The organism is Erwinia sp. PME.40.26/001, from assembly GCF_055556675.1.
On the sequence record NZ_JBVHNP010000002.1, the window covers coordinates 393713 to 413325 of the forward strand.

Annotated in this window: 20 protein-coding genes; 8 read left to right on the top strand and 12 right to left on the bottom strand. The window is 55.5% G+C overall.

Annotation, left to right across the window (positions count from 1 at the left end; genetic code table 11):
• Positions 1-82: 82 nt before the first annotated feature.
• The 4 genes from hemW to ACZ3HG_RS09325 all read right to left on the bottom strand — a co-directional run bounded on the left by hemW (position 83) and on the right by ACZ3HG_RS09325 (position 3294).
• Positions 83-1219 (bottom strand): radical SAM family heme chaperone HemW, encoded by a 1137-nt coding sequence (hemW, locus tag ACZ3HG_RS09310; RefSeq protein WP_191933851.1) that lies wholly within the window; start codon positions 1217-1219, stop codon positions 83-85.
• Positions 1212-1805, bottom strand: a complete 594-nt coding sequence (rdgB, locus tag ACZ3HG_RS09315) for an RdgB/HAM1 family non-canonical purine NTP pyrophosphatase (RefSeq protein WP_191933852.1) — start codon at positions 1803-1805, stop codon at positions 1212-1214. The genes hemW and rdgB overlap by 8 nt, the downstream gene beginning before the upstream one ends.
• Before the next feature lie 227 nt (positions 1806-2032).
• Positions 2033-2572: a YggT family protein gene (locus tag ACZ3HG_RS09320; RefSeq protein WP_191933853.1), complete on the bottom strand. Its 540-nt coding sequence runs from the start codon at positions 2570-2572 to the stop codon at positions 2033-2035.
• A gap of 8 nt (positions 2573-2580) precedes the next feature.
• Entirely contained in the window at positions 2581-3294 is a 714-nt protein-coding gene (locus ACZ3HG_RS09325) for a YggS family pyridoxal phosphate-dependent enzyme (RefSeq protein ID WP_465332730.1), read from the bottom strand.
• Between the two features lie 15 nt (positions 3295-3309).
• Between ACZ3HG_RS09325 and ACZ3HG_RS09330 the strand changes: the two genes are divergently transcribed.
• Positions 3310-4305, top strand: coding sequence for a type IV pilus twitching motility protein PilT (locus ACZ3HG_RS09330; protein WP_191936269.1), 996 nt, complete (start codon positions 3310-3312; stop codon positions 4303-4305).
• A gap of 86 nt (positions 4306-4391) precedes the next feature.
• Here ACZ3HG_RS09330 and ruvX read toward each other — a convergent pair whose 3' ends face one another.
• From ruvX to metK, 8 genes are all read right to left on the bottom strand, one after another.
• Positions 4392-4814: a Holliday junction resolvase RuvX gene (gene ruvX / locus ACZ3HG_RS09335; protein ID WP_191933856.1), complete on the bottom strand. Its 423-nt coding sequence runs from the start codon at positions 4812-4814 to the stop codon at positions 4392-4394.
• A complete protein-coding gene (locus tag ACZ3HG_RS09340) occupies positions 4814-5377 on the bottom strand; it encodes a YqgE/AlgH family protein (RefSeq protein ID WP_191933857.1) in 564 nt (187 codons plus the stop codon). The genes ruvX and ACZ3HG_RS09340 overlap by 1 nt, the downstream gene beginning before the upstream one ends.
• Before the next feature lie 90 nt (positions 5378-5467).
• Positions 5468-6412: a glutathione synthase gene (gene gshB, locus ACZ3HG_RS09345; RefSeq protein ID WP_465332731.1), complete on the bottom strand. Its 945-nt coding sequence runs from the start codon at positions 6410-6412 to the stop codon at positions 5468-5470.
• A gap of 66 nt (positions 6413-6478) precedes the next feature.
• Positions 6479-7210, bottom strand: coding sequence for a 16S rRNA (uracil(1498)-N(3))-methyltransferase (gene rsmE / locus ACZ3HG_RS09350; RefSeq protein WP_191933858.1), 732 nt, complete (start codon positions 7208-7210; stop codon positions 6479-6481).
• Between the two features lie 53 nt (positions 7211-7263).
• Complete coding sequence (endA, locus tag ACZ3HG_RS09355) at positions 7264-7977, bottom strand: deoxyribonuclease I (RefSeq protein ID WP_191933859.1); 714 nt, start codon at positions 7975-7977, stop codon at positions 7264-7266.
• 123 nt (positions 7978-8100) lie between these two features.
• Positions 8101-8613 (bottom strand): SprT family zinc-dependent metalloprotease, encoded by a 513-nt coding sequence (locus tag ACZ3HG_RS09360; RefSeq protein WP_465332732.1) that lies wholly within the window; start codon positions 8611-8613, stop codon positions 8101-8103.
• 184 nt (positions 8614-8797) lie between these two features.
• The gene (locus tag ACZ3HG_RS09365) at positions 8798-10195 is read right to left on the bottom strand and encodes a sugar porter family MFS transporter (protein WP_191933861.1); all 1398 of its coding nucleotides are present in this window, start codon (positions 10193-10195) and stop codon (positions 8798-8800) included.
• A 378-nt stretch (positions 10196-10573) separates the two neighbouring features.
• Complete coding sequence (gene metK, locus ACZ3HG_RS09370) at positions 10574-11728, bottom strand: methionine adenosyltransferase (protein WP_191933862.1); 1155 nt, start codon at positions 11726-11728, stop codon at positions 10574-10576.
• An 810-nt stretch (positions 11729-12538) separates the two neighbouring features.
• On the opposite strand from metK, the gene speA reads away from it, so the two are divergent.
• The 7 genes from speA to ACZ3HG_RS09405 all read left to right on the top strand — a co-directional run bounded on the left by speA (position 12539) and on the right by ACZ3HG_RS09405 (position 19538).
• Positions 12539-14515: a biosynthetic arginine decarboxylase gene (gene speA, locus ACZ3HG_RS09375; protein ID WP_072277432.1), complete on the top strand. Its 1977-nt coding sequence runs from the start codon at positions 12539-12541 to the stop codon at positions 14513-14515.
• A gap of 100 nt (positions 14516-14615) precedes the next feature.
• Positions 14616-15536, top strand: coding sequence for an agmatinase (gene speB / locus ACZ3HG_RS09380; RefSeq protein WP_191927632.1), 921 nt, complete (start codon positions 14616-14618; stop codon positions 15534-15536).
• Between the two features lie 777 nt (positions 15537-16313).
• Positions 16314-16637, top strand: coding sequence for a Rieske (2Fe-2S) protein (locus tag ACZ3HG_RS09385; protein WP_191936264.1), 324 nt, complete (start codon positions 16314-16316; stop codon positions 16635-16637).
• The gene (locus ACZ3HG_RS09390; RefSeq protein WP_465332733.1) at positions 16637-16945 is read left to right on the top strand and encodes a recombinase-like helix-turn-helix domain-containing protein; all 309 of its coding nucleotides are present in this window, start codon (positions 16637-16639) and stop codon (positions 16943-16945) included. The genes ACZ3HG_RS09385 and ACZ3HG_RS09390 overlap by 1 nt, the downstream gene beginning before the upstream one ends.
• Before the next feature lie 14 nt (positions 16946-16959).
• Positions 16960-17985 (top strand): aromatic ring-hydroxylating oxygenase subunit alpha, encoded by a 1026-nt coding sequence (locus ACZ3HG_RS09395; RefSeq protein WP_191936263.1) that lies wholly within the window; start codon positions 16960-16962, stop codon positions 17983-17985.
• Complete coding sequence (locus ACZ3HG_RS09400; protein WP_191933881.1) at positions 17985-18734, top strand: SDR family oxidoreductase; 750 nt, start codon at positions 17985-17987, stop codon at positions 18732-18734. Before ACZ3HG_RS09395 ends, ACZ3HG_RS09400 begins: the two co-directional genes overlap by 1 nt.
• Positions 18735-18749: 15 nt before the next feature.
• Positions 18750-19538 (top strand): IclR family transcriptional regulator, encoded by a 789-nt coding sequence (locus tag ACZ3HG_RS09405; protein WP_191933882.1) that lies wholly within the window; start codon positions 18750-18752, stop codon positions 19536-19538.
• Positions 19539-19613: the final 75 nt, after the last annotated feature.

Here is a 19613-nt window from a genome sequence, read left to right on the forward strand (position 1 = left end):
GCTGACCGAAAAAGAAGGTCAGCCCCTGCGTCATGGTTTATACGCAGGGGGCGGCCGTTTTTTCCGCTCGCCCCGCGGCGTATTATTCTGCCAGGAAAAGCTCCAGCAGCGAGTTCAGGAACAGCTTCCCTTTCTCAGTAATCTGCCACGCCTCTGCCGTTTCCGTCAGATAGCCTCTGGCGATCGCCTCGTCGAGCTGCGTGCGGATGGTACTTTCCGCCAGGCCGGTGTAGCGCGTGTACTCTTCGCGCGGTGCGGCTTCCAGCAGACGGAAACGATTCATAAAGAACTCAAACGGCTTCTCCGCATCGGCCACTTCGTGTCGTTTATCCAGATATTTGCCGCTCATAAAACCGCGCGGGTGCTTCGTTTTTGCGGTGCGGATAATGATACCGTCCGGCTGGGTCAGCTTGCCGTGGGCACCACAGCCAATACCCAGGTAATCACCAAAGCGCCAGTAGTTGAGGTTATGTTCGCAGCGATAGCCGGGTTTGGCATAGGCGGACGTCTCATATTGCTGGTATCCCGCCGCTGTCAGCAGCGCATCACCCTGTTCGAAAATATCCCACAGGTCGTCCTCATCCGGCAGGCGCGGCGGCCGCGAAGCAAACAGGGTATTCGGCTCGATGGTCAGCTGATACCACGACAGATGAGGCGGATTGAGCGCGATGGCCTGGCGCAGATCGTCCAGCGCCTCTTCCAGCGACTGATCCGGCAGGCCGTGCATCAGGTCGAGGTTAAAGCTGCGCAGCCCGAGGCCTTCGGCCAGCCGTGCCGCCCGCTTTGCTTCTTCTGGTCCGTGAATGCGCCCCAGACGCTCCAGTTTGGCCGCGCTGAAGCTCTGCACACCTATGGAGATACGATTGACTCCAGCGCGCTGGTAGCCGCTGAAGCGCTCTGCTTCGACGGCACCCGGATTGGCTTCCATGGTGATCTCAGCGGCAGGCGACAGGGGCAGACGCGCACGCACGCCGTCCAGCAGCATCTGCATCGCTTCGCTGCTTAACAGGCTTGGCGTACCGCCCCCGATGAAGATGGTGCTCACTTCGCGGCCTGACGTCAGCGGCAGATCGAGATCCAGGTCGTTCAGCAGGTGCTGCACGTACTCTTCGTGCGGCACTTCCCCTTTCAGCGCATGGGAGTTGAAATCGCAGTACGGGCACTTCTGCACACACCAGGGAATATGGATGTACAGGCTTAACGGCGGGAGATTAGCCATCTTTCATGGCACTCAACAGCAGGCTGAGGGCCTGGCCACGGTGTGACACCGCCTGTTTTTCCGCTTTACTCAGTTCAGCTGCGGTTTTCCCCAGCGCCGGCACGTAGAAAATGGGGTCATAGCCAAAGCCGCCGACGCCTGCAGCGGTGCGGGTGATTTCGCCCGCCCAGCTGCCGTGGAACACCAGCGGCGTCGGATCTTCAGCATGACGCAGATAGACCAGCACGCAGTGAAACTGCGCCTGACGCTCCCCGTCCGGCGTGGCTGCCAGTGCGGTCAGCAGTTTTTCCAGATTCTGCTGGTCACTGGCGTCCGGGCCCGCATAGCGTGCTGAATAGATACCCGGCGCACCGCCAAGGGCATCGACCGCCAGCCCGGAGTCATCGGCGATCGCCGGTAAACCGGTCATGGCTGCGGCATGACGTGCTTTCAGAATGGCGTTTTCAATAAAGGTCAGACCGGTTTCTTCGGCAGACTCCACGCCCAGTTCCGTTTGCGCGACAATATCCAGCCCAAACGCGGCCAGCAGGTCAGCCAGTTCGCGAACTTTCCCGGGGTTGCCGGTGGCGAGTACAACTTTTTGCATAATCATTCCAGAGCGATAATTTTTAGAAAACAGATTGAGAAACAGATTGAGAGATATAACCAGGAAGTTTGCCCTTCAAGGGAAAGAATCATGGTTAATCCAATAGCCAAAATAATTGGAGCTGCCGCAAGGCGGCAAGGACATGAGACCCCGGGAACTTACTGTAGTAAGTGACCGGGGCGAATGTACGCAGCCAACGCAGCGGCAGTTTCAAGTATGAAGGCTATTTAAAATTGGGCCCAACCGGGGATATATTCCAGCCCCAGGAAGTTCAGCATATAGAGAACCAGAATGACGGCCATCGCCGAGAAGTCGATGCCACCCATCGCCGGAATAATGCGGCGTACCGGGGCCATCAGGGGCTCGGTCAGCTGGATCAGCACGTAATCAACCGGGTTACGACCCTGGCTTACCCAGCTCATCAGTGAGCGAACGATAATCACCCAGAACACCAGCATGCCCGCTGCTTTAACCAGAATGACCAGGCCCAGATAGAGGAAAATCGGATCCGGTACAAACAGGCGCAACGTCACCGGCCCCAGCAGCACGCTGACGAGATAGGCCAGCAGCAGCGAGGCAGTATCCACCGGTCCGACAGAGGGGATGATTCGGCGCACGGGTTTGACGATCGGTTGGGTGATTTTCACCACAAACTGTGAAAACGGGTTATAGAAGTCACACCGTGCCCACTGCATCCAGACGCGCAGTAATAACACTTTGATGTAAATCGCAATCACCGTTGTGACCAGAAAGATCAACGCTAGCATGGGGTTCCTCAGTTGTTGTGATGAACGGCGGCATGACCGTAGTCGCGCGCGCCGAAAATAGCGGTGCCAATGCGCACCAGGGTACTACCGGCCGCGATCGCGGCGTCCATATCGTCACTCATTCCCAGCGACAGCGTATCCACGCCGGGGATCTCCTGCTGTAACTGCTTAAATGCTGCCGCCATCTGCTGACACACCGCCAGCTGGCGGGCGTAGTCGGCTTCCGGCGCGGGGATTGCCATCAGTCCCCGCAGCCTGAGCCGTGGCAGCGCGGCAATATCTTGTGCCAGCGCAGGCAGGTCAGTAAGGGGAATACCGGACTTGCTCTGCTCATCGCTGATGTTTATCTGGATCAGAACGTTAAGCGGTGGCAGCGTTTCAGGGCGCTGTTCGTTCAGACGGCGGGCAATGCGCAGCCGGTCAACGGTATGACACCAGTCAAAGTTCTCCGCCACCAGGCGACTTTTGTTAGATTGCAGCGGGCCAATAAAGTGCCAGGTCAGGTCGGAATTTGCCAGCAGCTGGATTTTGTCCACGCCTTCCTGCACGTAATTTTCACCGAAGCTGCGCTGACCGGCCGCTACCGCTTCTTCGACCGCGCTCGCAGGTTTTGTTTTACTCACTGCAAGCAGCTCAATCTCATGTGGATCGCGCCCGCACTGTGTCGCCGCCGCCGCGATCCGCTGGTGGACTTGCTGTAAGTTGTGCTCAATCGAAGTCATAGTCAGGGAAAAAATATGGATATTGAGGAATTAGTGGCCCTTAGTGTAAAGCATAATGCAGGCGATCTGCACCTTTGCAGTGGTCATTCTCCATTCTGGCGCTGCAATGGCCGCCTGACACCGATTGAGGGCACGCCGGAAATGACGAATGAGTGGCTGGAAAGCTTCGCTATACGCTGGCTGACGGTTGTGCAGCAGCAGACGCTGGCGGAGGAGGGGCAGGTCGACTTTGCCCTGACGATGCCCGACGGCGTTCGCCTGCGGGCCAACCTTTTTCGTCAGCGCCACGGTCTGTCGCTGGCGCTGCGGCTGATTGCCAGCCGTTGTCCGGACATGGCGTCACTGTGCCTGCCTGCGGTGGCTCACTCGCTGCTGCAGAGGGAAGAGGGCCTGGTCCTGATCGTCGGGGCGACCGGCAGCGGAAAATCCACCACGCTGGCGGCCATGATTGACGAGATGAACCAGCAGCAGCAGCGGCATATCCTGACGCTGGAGGACCCGGTCGAATATCTGCATCACAGCGCACGGTCACTGATCCAGCAGCGGGAGAAAGGGTTGCATTTTACCGACTTTGACGGCGGGTTAAGGGCGGCGCTGAGGGAAGATCCTGATGTGATCCTGCTGGGTGAGCTGCGCGATGCCGGGACGATCCAGCTGGCATTGACCGCCGCAGAAACAGGGCATCTGGTGCTGGCAACGCTGCACACCCGTGGCGCTGCACAGGCGGTGGAGCGGCTGGTGGATGTGTTCCCGGGCAACGAAAAGAATCTGGTACGCAGCCAGCTGGCAGGCAGTTTACAGGCGGTTATTGCCCAGCGGCTGGTGGCCGCCACCGGCGGCAGAGTCGCGCTGTTCGAGGTACTGGTTAATACCCCGGCAGTGGCAAATCTGATCCGAGAGGGGAAAACCCATCAGCTACCGGCACTGTTACAGACCGGCAGCCAGCAGGGAATGCAGACGTTTGAGCAGAGTCTGGCGGAGTGGAAGAGAAAGGGAGTACTGGCTGACTGACCGAAAAAAGAAGGTCAGCCACTACCGTCCGGTCTGAGCGGGCCGTCCTGTTCACCGTCACCAGCGTTGGTGGGGCTGCGATCTGTTTACGTATAATGATTTTCGAACCAGCTTTCCAGAATAATCACCGCTGAGAGCGAGTCGACGCTACCTTTGCTCAGGGCGCGGAAACCGCCGCGCTCAAACAGTTCAGCACGGGCTTCGACGGTGCTCAGGCGCTCATCGTGCAGTTCTATCTGTACGCCAAAACGGCCGTGCAGGCGATTGGCGAATTTACGGGCTCGCACCGTTAATGGCTGCTCGGTGCCATCCATATTTAGCGGCAGCCCTACCACGACGCGGTCAGGCTGCCACTCTTTCAGCAGTGCTTCAATCTTGTTCCAGTCCGGCACGCCATCGTTGGCTTTCAGCGCCGTCAGCGGACGGGCGGTGCCGGTCAGCTGCTGGCCGATGGCCACGCCAATGCTTTTCGTCCCAAAATCAAAGGACAACATAGTCATACTGCTCATCAGGCGTGTCCTGCTTCACTGGCAATATTGTGGATATCCACGCCCATGCTTTTTGCCGCTTCGCGCCAGCGCTCGGCAATCGGGGTATGGAACAGAATATTGCTGTTGGCCGAGGTCGTCAGCCAGGCGTTTTCCAGCAGTTCACTTTCCAGCTGGTCTTTTTCCCAGGCACAGTAGCCCAGGGCCACCAGCACGTTGTCAGGCTGCTCCGGGGTGCCCAGCGTTTCCAGCACGTCACGGGAGGTGGTGATCACCGTGTTGTCAGAAACGCGAATGCTGGAGGTAAATGTCTTCTGCGCGGAGTGCAGAATAAAGCCGCGATCCTCCGCCAGCGGCCCGCCTGAAAATACCGGTTTATCCAGTCTGGCGTCGGGCTCACGCGGCGTCGGTGATATTTTCAGCTTGGTCAGAATGCCGTCAACCGTCAGATTATCCATCGGTTTATTGACGATCAAACCCATCGCACCGTCACTATTATGTTCGCAGATATAGACCACTGAACGTTTGAACAGCGGGTCCTGAAGCGTTGGCATGGCAATCAAAAAATGATGCTGTAAATTCATACTTAATGTTCTGTAGTCTGGTTAACGCCCGGGCGGGTAGCCGCGGGCGTTAATGGGTGAGCAGGGGGCAGTCCGGCCCCGCCGCAACAATCAGGCCAGGCGTTTTTCGATCGCATCCATCAGCATACCGGTGACAGAAATCGGGAATGCGGCTTCGATCTCACGAACGCAGGTTGGACTGGTCACATTAATTTCAGTCAGCTTGTCACCGATAATATCCAGCCCGACAAAGATCAGCCCTTTCTCTTTCAGGATCGGGCCGACGCGGCGGGCAATTTCCCAGTCGCTTTCGGTCAGCGGACGGGCTTCGCCACGGCCACCGGCTGCCAGGTTACCACGGGTTTCACCTGATTTTGGAATGCGCGCCAGGCAGTAAGGTACCGGCTCGCCGTCCACCACCAGCACGCGTTTGTCACCGTCTTTGATCGCTGGCAGGTAATTCTGCGCCATGCAGTAGAAGCTGCCGTGCTCGGTCAGGGTTTCAATAATGACCGACAGATTCGGATCTTCCTGCTTAATGCGGAAGATTGACGCACCGCCCATGCCGTCCAGCGGCTTAAGGATAATGTCGCCGTGTTCCTGCCAGAATTCACGGATCTGGCTGGCATTGCGGGTGACCAGCGTATCCGGGGTCAGCTCTGCGAACCAGGCGGTGAACAGCTTTTCGTTACAGTCGCGCAGGCTCTGCGGCTTGTTAACGATCAGCGTGCCTTTCTCTTCCGCGCGCTCAAGAATGTAGGTGGCATAGATAAATTCGGTATCAAACGGTGGATCTTTGCGCATCAGCACCACGTTCAGATCGCTGAGAGCAATATCCTGCTCGCTGCCGAACTCAAACCATTTGTCATAGCTCTGTTCAACACTCAGCTGGCGGGTGCGAGCCCGGCCTTCACCGCCGCGCAGATAGAGATCGTTCATCTCCATATAATGAATTTCATAACCACGGCGCTGTGCTTCCAGCAGCATAGCGAAGCTACTGTCTTTTTTAATATTAATAGAGGTGATGGGGTCCATCACGATGCCAAGCTTAATCATTGTGTCTCCAAATTGAGCTATATCGTTAGCGATAATGCCCAAGCTATGCGGAATAATGTCTGAAAGTTAGCCCAGGTCGCCAAAACGTACCTGCAGGGCGGTAATTGCCGTCAGTGCCGTTGTTTCTGTCCGCAGTACGCGCGGCCCAAGCAAAATATCGGTAAATCCGAACTGCGCCGTCATACTGATTTCATCAGCCGTCAGTCCCCCTTCGGGACCAATCAGCAGTCTGATCCGCTCTACCGGCAACGGCAGCGTGTTGATGCTGTGTTCAGCCCGGGGATGAAGATTTAATCTTAACCCGCGATCCGCTTCGGCACACCAGGCGTCAAGTGCCATAACGGGACGAATTTCCGGAATGACATTACGTCCGCACTGTTCGCAGGCGGCAATGGCGATTTTTTGCCACTGCTGCATTTTTTTTAACAGACGTTCTGCATCCAGCTTTACGCCACAGCGTTCAGAAAACAAGGGGGTAACGACATTTACCCCCAGTTCAACGGCTTTCTGGATGGTGAACTCCATCTTTTCACCGCGCGACATGACCTGTCCCAGATGCAGATGAAGCGGAGACTCACGGCTGTCGGCGCGGCTTGCGGTGATTTTCACGCGCACATTTTTTTTATCGGCCTGAGTAATCTCGGCGGCAAAAGTCAGATTTGTGCCATCGAACAATTCCAGGGGCTGGCCTGGCACCATGCGCAGTACGCGACCAACGTGATTGGCGGCGTCTTCGCACAGGGCCGTTTCGCGGCCTGTCTCTAACGGTTCAGGGTGATAAATGCGGGGTATACGCATGGCGATCCTGTCAAATGTAGTGCACGAATGCTGTGCAGTGTAGGTCAGTGATTTTACCGCTGGCAAGCCTGCTGTACATAGGGGTTATGATTCCCCTGCACGCGGGCAATACGCCGATCGCGTTCGCACTCCCAGGGCGTGGCCGGATATTGCTTGCTCCATGCGGTCATCAGCTGGGTCTGCTGTCTGGACATTTGCAGCTGGTACTGGTCGCGCATATAGAACCAGGTACGGGCAATGGCCCCACGGGCGCGAACCGGCGGCTCAGCCAGCTTGCTTTTGAAGTCGACTTTCATCGCGCACTGGCCATACTGGGGTTCGCCGCCGTTCCACTGGCTGTACATAAAGTTACCCCGGTCACCGTTCACTTCTCCGATGGACGGCTGCAGGTTGTGCAGGTCGGTTTCCATGCGGCGGTAGTCATCATCCTTCGCACAGTTTTTACGTCCGCCGTTTTGCCAGCACTGACGCTGATGGCCGAAACTCCAGGCCGGAACCACGTGCTCCCACTCAATGCGGCTGGCACGATTGGCATTTTTACGCACCTGATAACCGCACGAGGCAAGGTCAGGAACCCCTTTTTTTCCCTGCCAGTGAATTTTGCAGCCACAGTAGAACGTGCCGGGCGCGCCATTGTTAATCTGCGCGGCATAGGCTTTCGCCTGGCTGAAACTGTTCTGGTGATAGTTATCCAGGCTGAGGGCGTGGCTGAAAAAGGCGGGTAACAGCAGGGCAAGGGCCACAGTGGCCAAAATTTTGCGAGACATATTCCAGAAAATCTGTAATCCATGAAAGAGGCGTGGGAGAGTAACAGATATCGTGGATATTACGAATCACTGGCAGAGATCGATGGCTTAAATCGCCTGCTTTTCAGCCACTTTGCCGGTTTTTTAAGACTCCAGGAAGTCCCCGGCCCGAAGGATATCGCCGCAGTGCAGGCAGCGGTATTCGCTTTCACCGCGAACCACCCGGTTATGACGCCTGACGGTCAGCTGATGCTGCTGGCAGCGGCAGAAATAGGGGAAGGCCCGGCTGCGCACCGAGGCGATTTCAAACTGGTGAGTGCGGCGGGCCGGCACGTCCAGCACATTCTCCATCATCCATTTCCACTCTTTACCGTGCGGGGCGACGCGGCCGAAATGTTTCCATACCAGCAGGTGTGCCAGCTCGTGAGGAACAACCTCATCGATAAAGGCCTGCTGATTTTCCAGCAGCAGCACCGGATTCAGCCGGATTTCCCAGCGCTGAAGCCAGGCGGTGCCTGCTGCGGTGCCACGCTGCTGATAAATCAGGACCGGTTCAGGATAGTCGCGCTTCAGCCGCTGGTTGGCCTGCTGCAATTTTTCACGCAGCTGACGCATGACGGCCTGTTGCAGGGCGATAGGAAGTCTGAGGGATTTCATGCTGGCAAGAATACGGGCCGACAGCGGGCAATTCAAGGGGCAGGCGCATCACGCAGCGTGCCTTTTGCGTCACAGTTGCAGGCAGTCCGCTTACGCGTTGCAGGGATGACGACGAAGGCAGGGGAGTGACGGGGGCCTGAAGAACGTCGGTACGGTGAGCCCCGTACCGACGAGTGGTCATTACTTAGTTACGCTGACCGATGTTACGCAGTTTTTTACCGGCTAGCAGGTTACGCTCGATGTGCTCCAGCGAAACATTTTTGGTTTCCGGGATCAGCCACAGCGTCAGCACGATGAAGAACAGGTTCAGTGCGCCGTACACCCAGAAGGTGTTGGCATTGCCCAGGTTGTTCAACATGGTCAGGAAGGTTGCCCCGACAATCATATTCGCGATCCAGTTGGTGGCTGTAGAAACGGTAATACCGAAATCGCGTCCTTTCAGCGGCTGGATCTCTGAGCACAGTACCCAGATCAGCGGGCCGGCGCTCATGGCAAAGCCTACGATAAACATCAGCAGCATGGCTACCGCGAAGTACTGCGCGCTCTGAGAATGAATACCCACATGGAGCATGGTACCCAGAATGCCCATACCCGCAGCCATCACAATAAAGCCTAAGATCAGCGTTGGCTTACGGCCCCAGCGGTCCACCAGACCGATGGCGATAAAGGTCGCCAGCACGTTGATCAGACCAACAATTACCGTTCCCCACATCTGCTGAGTGGTGTTAGTGAAACCGGCAATCTCGAAGATTTTAGGCGCGTAATACATGATGACGTTCATCCCGGTGAACTGCTGCATCACCTGCAACAATACGCCCAGATAGACGGCACGACGGAAGTTGCTGTTGTCTTTAAACAGCGACCAGCCGGACTGTTTGATCTTCAGGCTTTCACGAATCTCATCCAGTTCACGCTTTGCCTGTTCACTGGTATCACGCAGACGATCCAGCACGCGCTGTGCGCTGCGGAAGTCGCCTTTCGCCGCCAGCCAGCGGGGGCTGTTCGGCAGGAAGAAGACGCCGACCAGCAGCAGCAAGGCAGGGATGGTGATCACGCCCAGCATCCAGCGCCACTCGCCGGTATAGCTGAAGGCCGTATCTGACAGGTAAGCCCCGAGAATACCGATGGTAATCATCAGCTGATACAGCGAGATCATGCTGCCACGGATTTTCTCCGGGGCAATCTCGGACAGATAAAGTGGGGCCGTATAAGAGGCGACACCGACCGCCAGGCCCAGCAGGACGCGGGCAACGATCAGCATTTCCGGGTTAGGCGCAAAGGCTGACCACAAGGAACCGATAACGAACAGCACGGCCCCGATCATCAGGCTTTTTTTACGTCCGAGATAGGACGACATCCAGCCGCTGCCGACGGCACCAATTGCCGCACCAAACATCATTGAGCTGACAATCCACTCCTGCTGGTGCGGTGTCACATTGAAGTCTTTGGCGATGAAGGGCAGTGCGCCGGCGATCACGCCGATATCGAGACCGAACAGCAGTCCCGCCAGTGCTGCGAGGAAACAGACAAACAGGGTCATAGCCTTGTTAGATGTCCGGCTCCGTTTTTTATTTTCAGGCATAGTTGCCTCCATTAAGTAGTCCCACTTGTTGTTGTTATAGATGTTAGGTAACCCTGGCGCAGCAGACTGTGCTTCAGATCACATTGGTGTAATCGCTTACACGCCTGAAATCGCAGAAAAACACTTTTTATCATGCTGTAACGCTTTGTAACCAGTAACTCATAGCAGTTTATAGCTTTAACTATTTTCCCCCTGAACCACTATCAGACAACGCTGAAAATAGCGCATTTTAGGAATAAGTTTATAAAGAGGGTTATCATAATATAATGAAATATAAAGATTTATTTAATGTAATCGTTATCATTCCCGGCCAGTTAGCACGTTGTTACACGCGTAAAAAAGGGCACCCGAAGGTGCCCTGATGCAACCGGCTGAAAATTACTTCAGGCCGGCGGCGTCACGCAGCAGTGCCGCTTTGTCGGTTTTTTCCCACGGGAAATGTTCGCGACCAAAGTGACCGTAAGCGGCGGTTTCGCGGTAGATCGGGTGCAGCAGATCCAGCATCTGGATCAGGCCGTAAGGGCGCAGGTCAAAGAACTCGCGCACCAGTAGCGTCAGCTGTTCAGTAGAGATTTTTTCCGTACCGAAGGTTTCCACCATGATGGAGGTCGGTTCAGCCACACCGATGGCGTAGGAGACCTGAATTTCACAGCGGTCAGCCAGGCCGGCAGCCACGATGTTCTTCGCCACATAGCGTGCCGCATAGGCCGCTGAACGGTCGACTTTTGATGGATCTTTACCTGAGAACGCCCCGCCGCCGTGACGGGCCATGCCGCCGTAGGTATCGACGATAATTTTACGTCCGGTCAGGCCGCAGTCGCCCATCGGGCCGCCGATGACAAAACGACCGGTCGGGTTGATGTGATATTTGGTGCTGGCGTTGATCCACTCTGTCGGCAGAACCGGCTTGATGATCTCTTCCATCACCGCTTCCTGCAGATCTTTCTGCGAGATATCTTCCGAGTGCTGAGTCGACAGCACCACCGCGTCAATACCGACGATTTTACCGTTGTCGTACTGGAAGGTGATCTGGCTTTTCGCATCCGGGCGCAGCCATGGCAGGCTGCCACTTTTACGCACTTCAGCCTGACGCTGTACCAGACGGTGTGCGTAAGTGATTGGCGCAGGCATCAGCACGTCGGTTTCATTGGTAGCATAGCCAAACATCAGGCCCTGGTCGCCTGCGCCCTGTTCCAGCGGATCGGTGCGGTCAACGCCCTGATTGATGTCAGGGGACTGCTTGCCGATGGCACTCAGTACGGCGCAGGAATTGGCATCAAAGCCCATATCGGAATGAACATAACCGATATCACGCACGGTCTGACGAGTGATCTCTTCGATATCAACCCATGCGCTGGTGGTGATTTCACCGCCGACCAGCACCATACCGGTCTTCACATAGGTTTCACAGGCCACACGCGCTTTCGGATCCTGCTCGAGGATGGCATCGAGCACAGCATCAGAAATCTGGTCGGCGATTTTATCAGGATGTCCTTCTGATACGGACTCGGATGTAAAAAGGTGTTTAGCCATTTTATTCTTTACCTTGACTCTAACGGGTTGAAAATCGACTGCATAGCGTGAAGACTGGGAACCAGCCTGGAAACTCAGACTTGACGCCCCCCACAGGCAAAGCCATGAGCAGTAATACAGGACGCTTGGAAGTTAACCAGTATAGACGGATTAACTTCTGGACGTCTATTTTAGGTTACTCAATAAGCGGATTGCCAGCGTTTTTTGCTCAATAAAGTTTTAAGTAATGTAAAGAGTGGCAAATTATCCTGACAGAGAGCCCATTCAGCACATTTAGATTTTGCATTTACCCCTTCCGGGCTGTATAAAACGCCGCTGCCCGTTGTTGTTCTCTCCCGGTGCAGCAGATGCCTGTCAGTGACGAACCCTTTCGTGCTGGCCTTCACCCTCAGTCTCAGGTTTTCCATACGCCACTGCGGTGTGTGTGGAGGTGATAGCAGTAATGAACCATGATGTCGTTTCATCCGGTCAGTTACGCCATTCGGGCGTGTTCAGTTTCCCCTCATTTATCACGACTCCTTGCCCTTTGAGCCGAAGCGATTGCTGCGTTGGTCATAATCCCGACACCTGCGGCGGTTAAGCTTTCTATACTCACAGCGGTGCTCTCAGATTATCCTGAGAGTGGTCCTTATTACTTCTCTGACCCGTTACCCGGAGTCCGCGACGTGTCTTACAATGTTATACTTAAGAATCCGCGCTTAATGGCCTTTCAAGCTCCAGGGCTGAAAATACCGGCGGGGAATGTGTTATTGCTGCAGGGGACGCCTGTAGCGGATTGCTGTTTTGCATCATTACAACTTGAGGTTCGCGATGTCTGACGACATGAAGACAATTAAGGGTTCGTCAGCAGGCGAACAGGGTGTACTACGCTCCATGCAGGAGGTCGCCATGAGCGATCAGGATGCCAGCAAAATGCTGCGTACCTATAACATCGCCTGGTGGGGTAATAACTACTATGACGTCAACGAGCTGGGCCACATCAGTGTCTGCCCCGATCCGGATGTACCGGAAGCCCGCGTTGACCTCGCCAAACTGGTTAAAGAGCGCGAGGCCGAAGGCCAGCGTCTGCCAGCCCTGTTCTGCTTCCCACAGATTTTACAGCACCGCCTGCGCTCGATTAACGCCGCCTTTAAACGCGCGCGTGAATCCTATGGCTATCGCGGTGATTACTTCCTGGTTTACCCGATTAAGGTTAACCAGCATAAGCGCGTGATCGAGTCGCTGATTAACTCCGGCGAACCGCTGGGCCTGGAGGCGGGCTCTAAAGCCGAGCTGATGGCCGTACTGGCTCACGCAGGTATGACCCGCTCGGTGATTGTCTGTAACGGCTATAAAGACCGTGAATATATCCGCCTTGCGCTGATTGGCGAGAAGATGGGCCACAAGGTCTATCTGGTGCTGGAAAAAATGACCGAAGTGAAGCTGGTACTTGAAGAAGCGGAGCGCCTGAATGTGGTGCCGCGTCTGGGTATTCGCGCGCGTCTGGCCTCCCAGGGTTCCGGCAAATGGCAGTCAAGCGGCGGTGAAAAGTCGAAGTTTGGTCTGTCAGCCACTCAGGTGCTGAAGCTGGTGGAGATCATGCGTGAAGCGGGTCGGATGGAAAGCCTGCAGCTGCTGCACTTCCACCTGGGTTCGCAGATGGCCAACATTCGCGATATCGCCACCGGCGTGCGCGAATCGGCACGCTTCTACGTTGAACTGGCAAAGCTGGGCGTGAATATCCAGTGCTTTGACGTGGGCGGTGGGCTTGGCGTTGACTACGAAGGCACGCGCTCCCAGAGCGACTGCTCGGTCAACTACGGGCTTAACGAGTACGCCAACAACGTCATCTGGGCGATTGGTGATGCCTGCGATGAGCACGACCTGCCGCACCCGACGGTGATCACCGAATCCGGTCGTGCCGTTACTGCACACCACACGGTGCTGGTGTCCAATATTATCGGGGTGGAGCGCAATGAGTTCAGCGAGCCTCAGCCGCCGCTGGAAGACTCCCCGCGTCCGATTGTCAGCATGTGGGACACCTGGCAGGAAATGCACGAACCGAGCAACCGACGTTCGCTGCGCGAATGGTTGCATGACAGCCAGATGGACCTGTTTGATATTCACACCGGCTACTCGCAGGGTACCTATGACCTGACGCAGCGTGCGTGGGCAGAACAGCTGTATCTGAGCATCTGTCACTATATTCAGCAGCACCTTGACCCGAGCAATCGTGCACACCGCCCGATCATCGACGAACTGCAGGAGCGCATGGCGGATAAGATTTACGTCAACTTCTCGTTGTTCCAGTCAATGCCGGATGCGTGGGGTATCGATCAGCTGTTCCCGGTGATGCCGCTGGAAGGCCTGAATCAGGTGCCGGAGCGTCGTGCGGTGCTGCTGGATATTACCTGTGATTCTGACGGCACTATCGACCACTATATTGACGGTGACGGCATTGCCACCACCATGCCGATGCCTGAATACGATATCGATAACCCGCCGATGCTCGGCTTCTTTATGGTGGGGGCGTACCAGGAGATCCTGGGTAACATGCACAACCTGTTTGGCGATACCGAAGCGGTTGACGTGTTTGCCTTCCCTGACGGCAGCGTGGAAGTCCAGCTTTCTGATGAAGGCGATACCGTCGCCGATATGCTGGAGTACGTGCAGCTGAATCCGGCAGAGTTGCTGACCCACTTCCGTAACCAGATCAAACAGAGCGATCTGGATGAAGAGCTGCGCGCGCAGTTCCTGGAAGAGTTTGAAGCGGGCCTTTACGGATACACGTACTTAGAAGACGAGTAAAAGCGGAGCGATAACCTCCGGCTCTGTTTCTGAACCAGCAAATCCCTTCCTCGTCGGGTTAACGACGCGGTGGGGATTTTTTTTAACTATAGGAGTTGCTATGAATAACACCCTGGGTAATCAGTACGATAACTCGCTGGTGTCTAACGCCTTCGGTTTTATGCGTTTCCCGGTCAATTTCCAGCCTTACGACAGCGATGCCGAGTGGGTGATCACCGGCATCCCGTTTGATGCCGCGACCTCTGGTCGTCCCGGTAGCCGTCTTGGGCCGGGCGCTATCCGTCAGATCTCCACCAACCTGGCGTGGGAAGGTTGCCGCTGGCCGTGGGAGTTCAACCTGCGTGAACGCCTGAACGTGATTGACTGCGGCGATTTGGTTTATGCTTTTGGTGATTCTCAGGATCTGAGCGATAAACTCCAGGCGCACGCCGAGAAATTGCTGGCCAGCGGCAAGCGGATGCTGACCTTCGGCGGGGATCACTACATCACGCTGCCGCTGCTACGCGCCCATGCAAAAACTTTTGGTAAAATGGCGCTGGTTCACTTCGATGCGCATACCGATACCTATTCAAATGGCCCGACCTTCGATCATGGCACCATGTTCTATACGGCGCCAAAAGAGGGATTGATCTCACCTGAACACTCCGTTCAAATTGGTATCCGTACCGAGTTTGATAAGTCGCTGGGCTTCAACGTGCTGGATGCTGCGCAGGTCAACGACCGCAGCGTAGAGGACATCCTCGCTCAGGTGAAGCAGATTGTGGGTGACCTGCCTGTCTACCTGACCTTTGATATCGACTGCCTCGATCCGGCCCATGCGCCGGGAACCGGTACGCCGGTGATCGGCGGCCTGACCAGCGACAAAGCCAGCAAGCTGGTACGTGGCCTGCAGGGCATGAACATTGTCGGGATGGATCTGGTGGAAGTGGCTCCGGGCTACGACCAGTCTGATATTACCGCGCTGGCGGCTGCCAGCCTGGCGCTGGACATGCTGCACGTTCAGGCAGCCAATAAGGGCTGATGAGCTGACATTCCGACGCCGCTACCGACGGCGTCGGGATATTTCCCGATGTCAGCCTTGCCTCTCACCTGACGTACTTCGCAGGGTAAATGTTTACCGTCACATCTAGTAATTAACTTCCAGAAATTATCTCAATATAATCAATAAAAAATAACAGACATGACGTTATCGCCTGTCTGCTACAGATAACATCACGTAATATAAGAATAATCCCGTCAATCATGAAGCCTGATACTTCCCCTTCTTCATAAAGCTAATGTGAATCTAATACCAATAAAAAACCAAAAAAGCCAGTAGTGATCATTTAATGAACAATGTGAGCGTTAGTTTTATGGGTGAAACTTTTTTAATTTTTTTTTAGTATTATTTACAGTTTTTTTTAAATTATTTTTTAATCCTTCTGATCTGATTTTTGTTTTAAGTAATTGATTTTATTATTTTAATTATTGGGTTTTAATCGATTACTACATCTCATAACACATTATCCCTATTGTTTTTTAATTGTTATTTGTGGTGCGTCAGTTTTTCTCTGTTGTTCTGGTGGAGTCTGAATTCAATCTGAGAGGATATTCTTTGTTTTTCTTGCAAAAGGATTCTTATCAAATTTATAGTAAATCTTATTTTTCGTGATCGTCTGCACACTTACCCTAAATAAAATGATATGCAAATCCATTTCGCCAATATCGCCTATTGACGCATTGATTATCACTTCTATATTGAGCGTATTAGATAAGGAACAAAGTTTCATATTTGAAACAAATGGCAGGAGTAATGTGAATGAGCTGGAATAATGTCTGTAATATTTCGCAGATACAGGCTGACTTTCCTTTCGCCGCTAATATCGAAGGCCGTGAAATAGGGGTTTATCTGGTCGACGGAGAGTATTACGCGCTGGAAGATGTCTGCCCGCATGCGTACGCCCTGCTGAGTCAGGGTTTTGTTGAGGATGGCAAGGTGGAATGCCCGCTGCATGAGGCGGTCTTTGATATTAAAACAGGTCGCTGTCTGCGTGAACCTGGCGAACGAGATTTGACGCGTTATCCCCTCCGGGTGGTGGACGGGCAGATTCAAATCAATGTGGTGACAGAGGACCAACCGTAATGAGCAATCAATCCGCGTTTAATCCGCAGCTGCCTGAAAGCCGCCAGTTTACACCGCCCAAAGAGGGCGGGAATGGGGCCATCCATGTCCCGGGCCAGTACCAGAATATTATCTGGCAGACGCGCCGCCGGGAGCCGGACCCTTTTGAAGTGACGTTAATTACTGAGCTGGAAGCGCTGTTCAGCCAGGGCATCGCCACGCTGGCACAGCTGGTGCCAGCGCTTAATCAGCAGCGGGTCTTTGACCGCAGCGGCACGCCATGGACGGAAGAGAGCTTCCGGGATTTCCTCCGGGTCAACGGCTACTGAACAGGGAGTGAATAATGAATGTAAAACAGTATCTTGATGAAGGTCTGCGCGGGCTGTGGTATCCGGTTTTGGCCAGCTGGGAGGTGCATTCCGCCCCGGTAGGTATTACCCGACTGGGGCAGCAGATTGTGGTATGGCGTGATGCACAAGGTCGCCTGCAGGCGCTGGAAGACCGCTGTCCGCATCGCGGTGCACGACTGTCGATGGGCTGGAATCTGGGGGACCGCATTGCCTGCTGGTATCACGGAGTCGAAGTCGCAGGAAGCGGAACGGTGACCGATGTTCCGGCGGTGGATCGCTGCCCACTGGTCGGCCAGAAATGCGTCCGCACCTATAGCGTGCAGGAAGCGCATGGGGCGATTTTTATCTGGTTTGGGGTGACCCATGACGAGGCTGCTTCCGAGCTGGTGTTCCCGCAGGAGCTGGCTGACAGCGAGCACTACAGCCATTTCCTCTGCACGGCCGCATGGAACTGCAACTATCAGTATGCGCTGGAAAATGTGATGGACCCGATGCACGGTACCTATCTGCATTCGTCGTCACACTCGATGGCCGAAGGCGATCGGAAAGCGGATATGGTCCTGGCGCTGACCGACACGGGGTTCCTGTTCCAGAAAGAGGGACAGAAAGGCGTCAACTTTGACTGGGTGGAGTTTGGCGAAAGTGGTGCCCAGTGGATGAGGCTGTCCATTCCCTATCAGAAGCGTTTTGGGCCGGGTGGCCCGTTCTGGATTGTAGGGATGGTGGTGCCGGAAGACACTGACCACTGTCGGGTATTCTTCTGGCGTATTCGTCAGGTTGACGGCTGGCAGCGTGATATGTGGCGCTTCTTCTACCGCAACCGCCTGGAGGGGCTGCACTGGGACGTGCTGGAGCAGGACAGAGTGATCCTCGAGTCGATGGCTCCGGCAGCCCGCGATCATGAGTATCTCTACCAGCACGATGTCGGGCTGTCGCGCCTGCGCCGTCTGATGCAAAAGGCGGCGAAACAGCAGCTGGCAACGCTGGCAGAGAACGCTGCCGCACCGGAGCCGCGCTGATGGCCGGGCTGTTGGCCGGCCGGCGTATCGTGGTGACCGGTGCTGCGCGTGGACTGGGCTGGCAGTTTGCCCGGGATATGGCTGCGCAGGATGCACGAGTGGTCATGCTGGATATCCTCGCGGATGAGCTTGAGCAGTGCGCCACCCAGCTGCGTGAGACCGGTGCGCAGGTGGAGCACCGGGTACTGGATATTGCCGATCCGCAGGCGATTGAACGCACCTTTACCGCACTGGGTCAGAGCGGGCCCATTGATGGATTAGTCAATAACGCCGCCCTCGCCACCGGTGTGGGTGGCAAAAATATGCTGGAGTACGACATTGATCTCTGGGATCGCGTGATGCAGGTCAACGTGCGCGGCAGCTGGCTGGTGTCAAAAGCCGCCGTGCCGCTGATGCCCCCGGGGGGGAAAATCGTCAACGTGGCATCCGATACTGCCCTGTGGGGCGCGCCGAATCTGATGGCCTACGTGGCCAGTAAGGGGGCCATTATCGCGATGACGCGCTCAATGGCGCGTGAGCTGGGCGAGCGGGGACTTTGTGTCAACGCTATTGCGCCCGGGCTGACGCGGGTGGCGGCGACAGAGTATGTGCCGGCCGCCCGCCATCAGCTTTATGAGCAGGGACGGGCGCTGCGCGGAGCACAGCATCCTCAGGATGTCAGCGGTAGCGTGATCTGGCTGCTGTCCCCGCTGGCGGACTTCGTTACCGGGCAGCTGTTGCCGGTCAACGGTGGTTTTATTTTTAACTGATGTTCGGGAGTGAGTATGTCTGACGAAACCGGCTGCCGTTACCTGATCCCTGGACTGGATCGCGGTTTGCAACTGCTGTTGGCGTTTGGGCAGCAGCAGCGAGAAATGACGTTTACCGAACTGCACCGCCTGGTTTCGATGCCTAAGGCGACGGCTTACCGGGTGGTTCAAACGCTGGAATATCTGGGCTTCCTGGAGCGTAACCCCCGGACGAATACCTTCAGTCTCGGCATGATGGTACTGAGGCTGGGATTTGAATATCTTGCCTCGTTGGATGTGGCACGCGCCGGTCAGCCGGTGATTGAGCAGCTTCGTGATGCCAGCCTTTGTAGCAGCCATCTTGCGATTCGCGACGGGTCCGATCTGGTCTACATCGCCCGTGTCAGTGCGGCGGGAACGCAGATCAATCAGGTGAGTATCGGTACGCGACTGCCCGCGCACTGCACGTCGCTGGGCAGAATGTTGCTGACCGACCTCAACCGTAGCGAGTTTGAGCAACTTTATCCTGACCCCATACTGCCGGGCAGTGAGCAGGGGACCTTACAGGATCGTGATGCACTGTGGGAGATGGTCCAGCTTGACAGGCAACGCGGCTACGTGGTGGGTGAATCCTTTTTCCGCTGGGGGATCTCGTCGATTGTCTATCCCGTTTTCGACCGCAACCGACGCGTTTGCGCCGTTGTCAGCATCCTGGTTCCTGCAGGAGAGATCCCTGACGCTGACCGTAAGCGACTACAGCAAATGGTGGCTGATGCAGCAGCAAAAATCTCCGGTTATTTAGGGCACCGTTTAAAAGCGGGCTAATGCGTAAAACAGGTAAGGGTGACGCCGCGACCGTTGCGGTGGGGCATCTGCACGCCAAAATTCAGAAAATTGACC

Bases quoted from the DNA above. Each gene is read 5' to 3' on its own strand.
- ACZ3HG_RS09360 (WP_465332732.1), bottom strand. From the start codon at position 8,613: ATGAAATCCCTCAGACTTCCTATCGCCCTGCAACAGGCCGTCATGCGT.
- ACZ3HG_RS09405 (WP_191933882.1), top strand. From the start codon at position 18,750: ATGTCTGACGAAACCGGCTGCCGTTACCTGATCCCTGGACTGGATCGC.
- endA (WP_191933859.1), bottom strand. From the start codon at position 7,977: ATGTCTCGCAAAATTTTGGCCACTGTGGCCCTTGCCCTGCTGTTACCC.
- rsmE (WP_191933858.1), bottom strand. From the start codon at position 7,210: ATGCGTATACCCCGCATTTATCACCCTGAACCGTTAGAGACAGGCCGC.
- ACZ3HG_RS09340 (WP_191933857.1), bottom strand. From the start codon at position 5,377: ATGAATTTACAGCATCATTTTTTGATTGCCATGCCAACGCTTCAGGAC.
- ruvX (WP_191933856.1), bottom strand. From the start codon at position 4,814: ATGAGCAGTATGACTATGTTGTCCTTTGATTTTGGGACGAAAAGCATT.
- ACZ3HG_RS09395 (WP_191936263.1), top strand. From the start codon at position 16,960: ATGAATGTAAAACAGTATCTTGATGAAGGTCTGCGCGGGCTGTGGTAT.
- rdgB (WP_191933852.1), bottom strand. From the start codon at position 1,805: ATGCAAAAAGTTGTACTCGCCACCGGCAACCCCGGGAAAGTTCGCGAA.
- ACZ3HG_RS09390 (WP_465332733.1), top strand. From the start codon at position 16,637: ATGAGCAATCAATCCGCGTTTAATCCGCAGCTGCCTGAAAGCCGCCAG.
- speB (WP_191927632.1), top strand. From the start codon at position 14,616: ATGAATAACACCCTGGGTAATCAGTACGATAACTCGCTGGTGTCTAAC.
- ACZ3HG_RS09365 (WP_191933861.1), bottom strand. From the start codon at position 10,195: ATGCCTGAAAATAAAAAACGGAGCCGGACATCTAACAAGGCTATGACC.
- gshB (WP_465332731.1), bottom strand. From the start codon at position 6,412: ATGATTAAGCTTGGCATCGTGATGGACCCCATCACCTCTATTAATATT.
- ACZ3HG_RS09330 (WP_191936269.1), top strand. From the start codon at position 3,310: ATGGATATTGAGGAATTAGTGGCCCTTAGTGTAAAGCATAATGCAGGC.
- ACZ3HG_RS09400 (WP_191933881.1), top strand. From the start codon at position 17,985: ATGGCCGGGCTGTTGGCCGGCCGGCGTATCGTGGTGACCGGTGCTGCG.
- ACZ3HG_RS09320 (WP_191933853.1), bottom strand. From the start codon at position 2,572: ATGCTAGCGTTGATCTTTCTGGTCACAACGGTGATTGCGATTTACATC.
- metK (WP_191933862.1), bottom strand. From the start codon at position 11,728: ATGGCTAAACACCTTTTTACATCCGAGTCCGTATCAGAAGGACATCCT.
- hemW (WP_191933851.1), bottom strand. From the start codon at position 1,219: ATGGCTAATCTCCCGCCGTTAAGCCTGTACATCCATATTCCCTGGTGT.
- ACZ3HG_RS09385 (WP_191936264.1), top strand. From the start codon at position 16,314: ATGAGCTGGAATAATGTCTGTAATATTTCGCAGATACAGGCTGACTTT.
- ACZ3HG_RS09325 (WP_465332730.1), bottom strand. From the start codon at position 3,294: ATGACTTCGATTGAGCACAACTTACAGCAAGTCCACCAGCGGATCGCG.
- speA (WP_072277432.1), top strand. From the start codon at position 12,539: ATGTCTGACGACATGAAGACAATTAAGGGTTCGTCAGCAGGCGAACAG.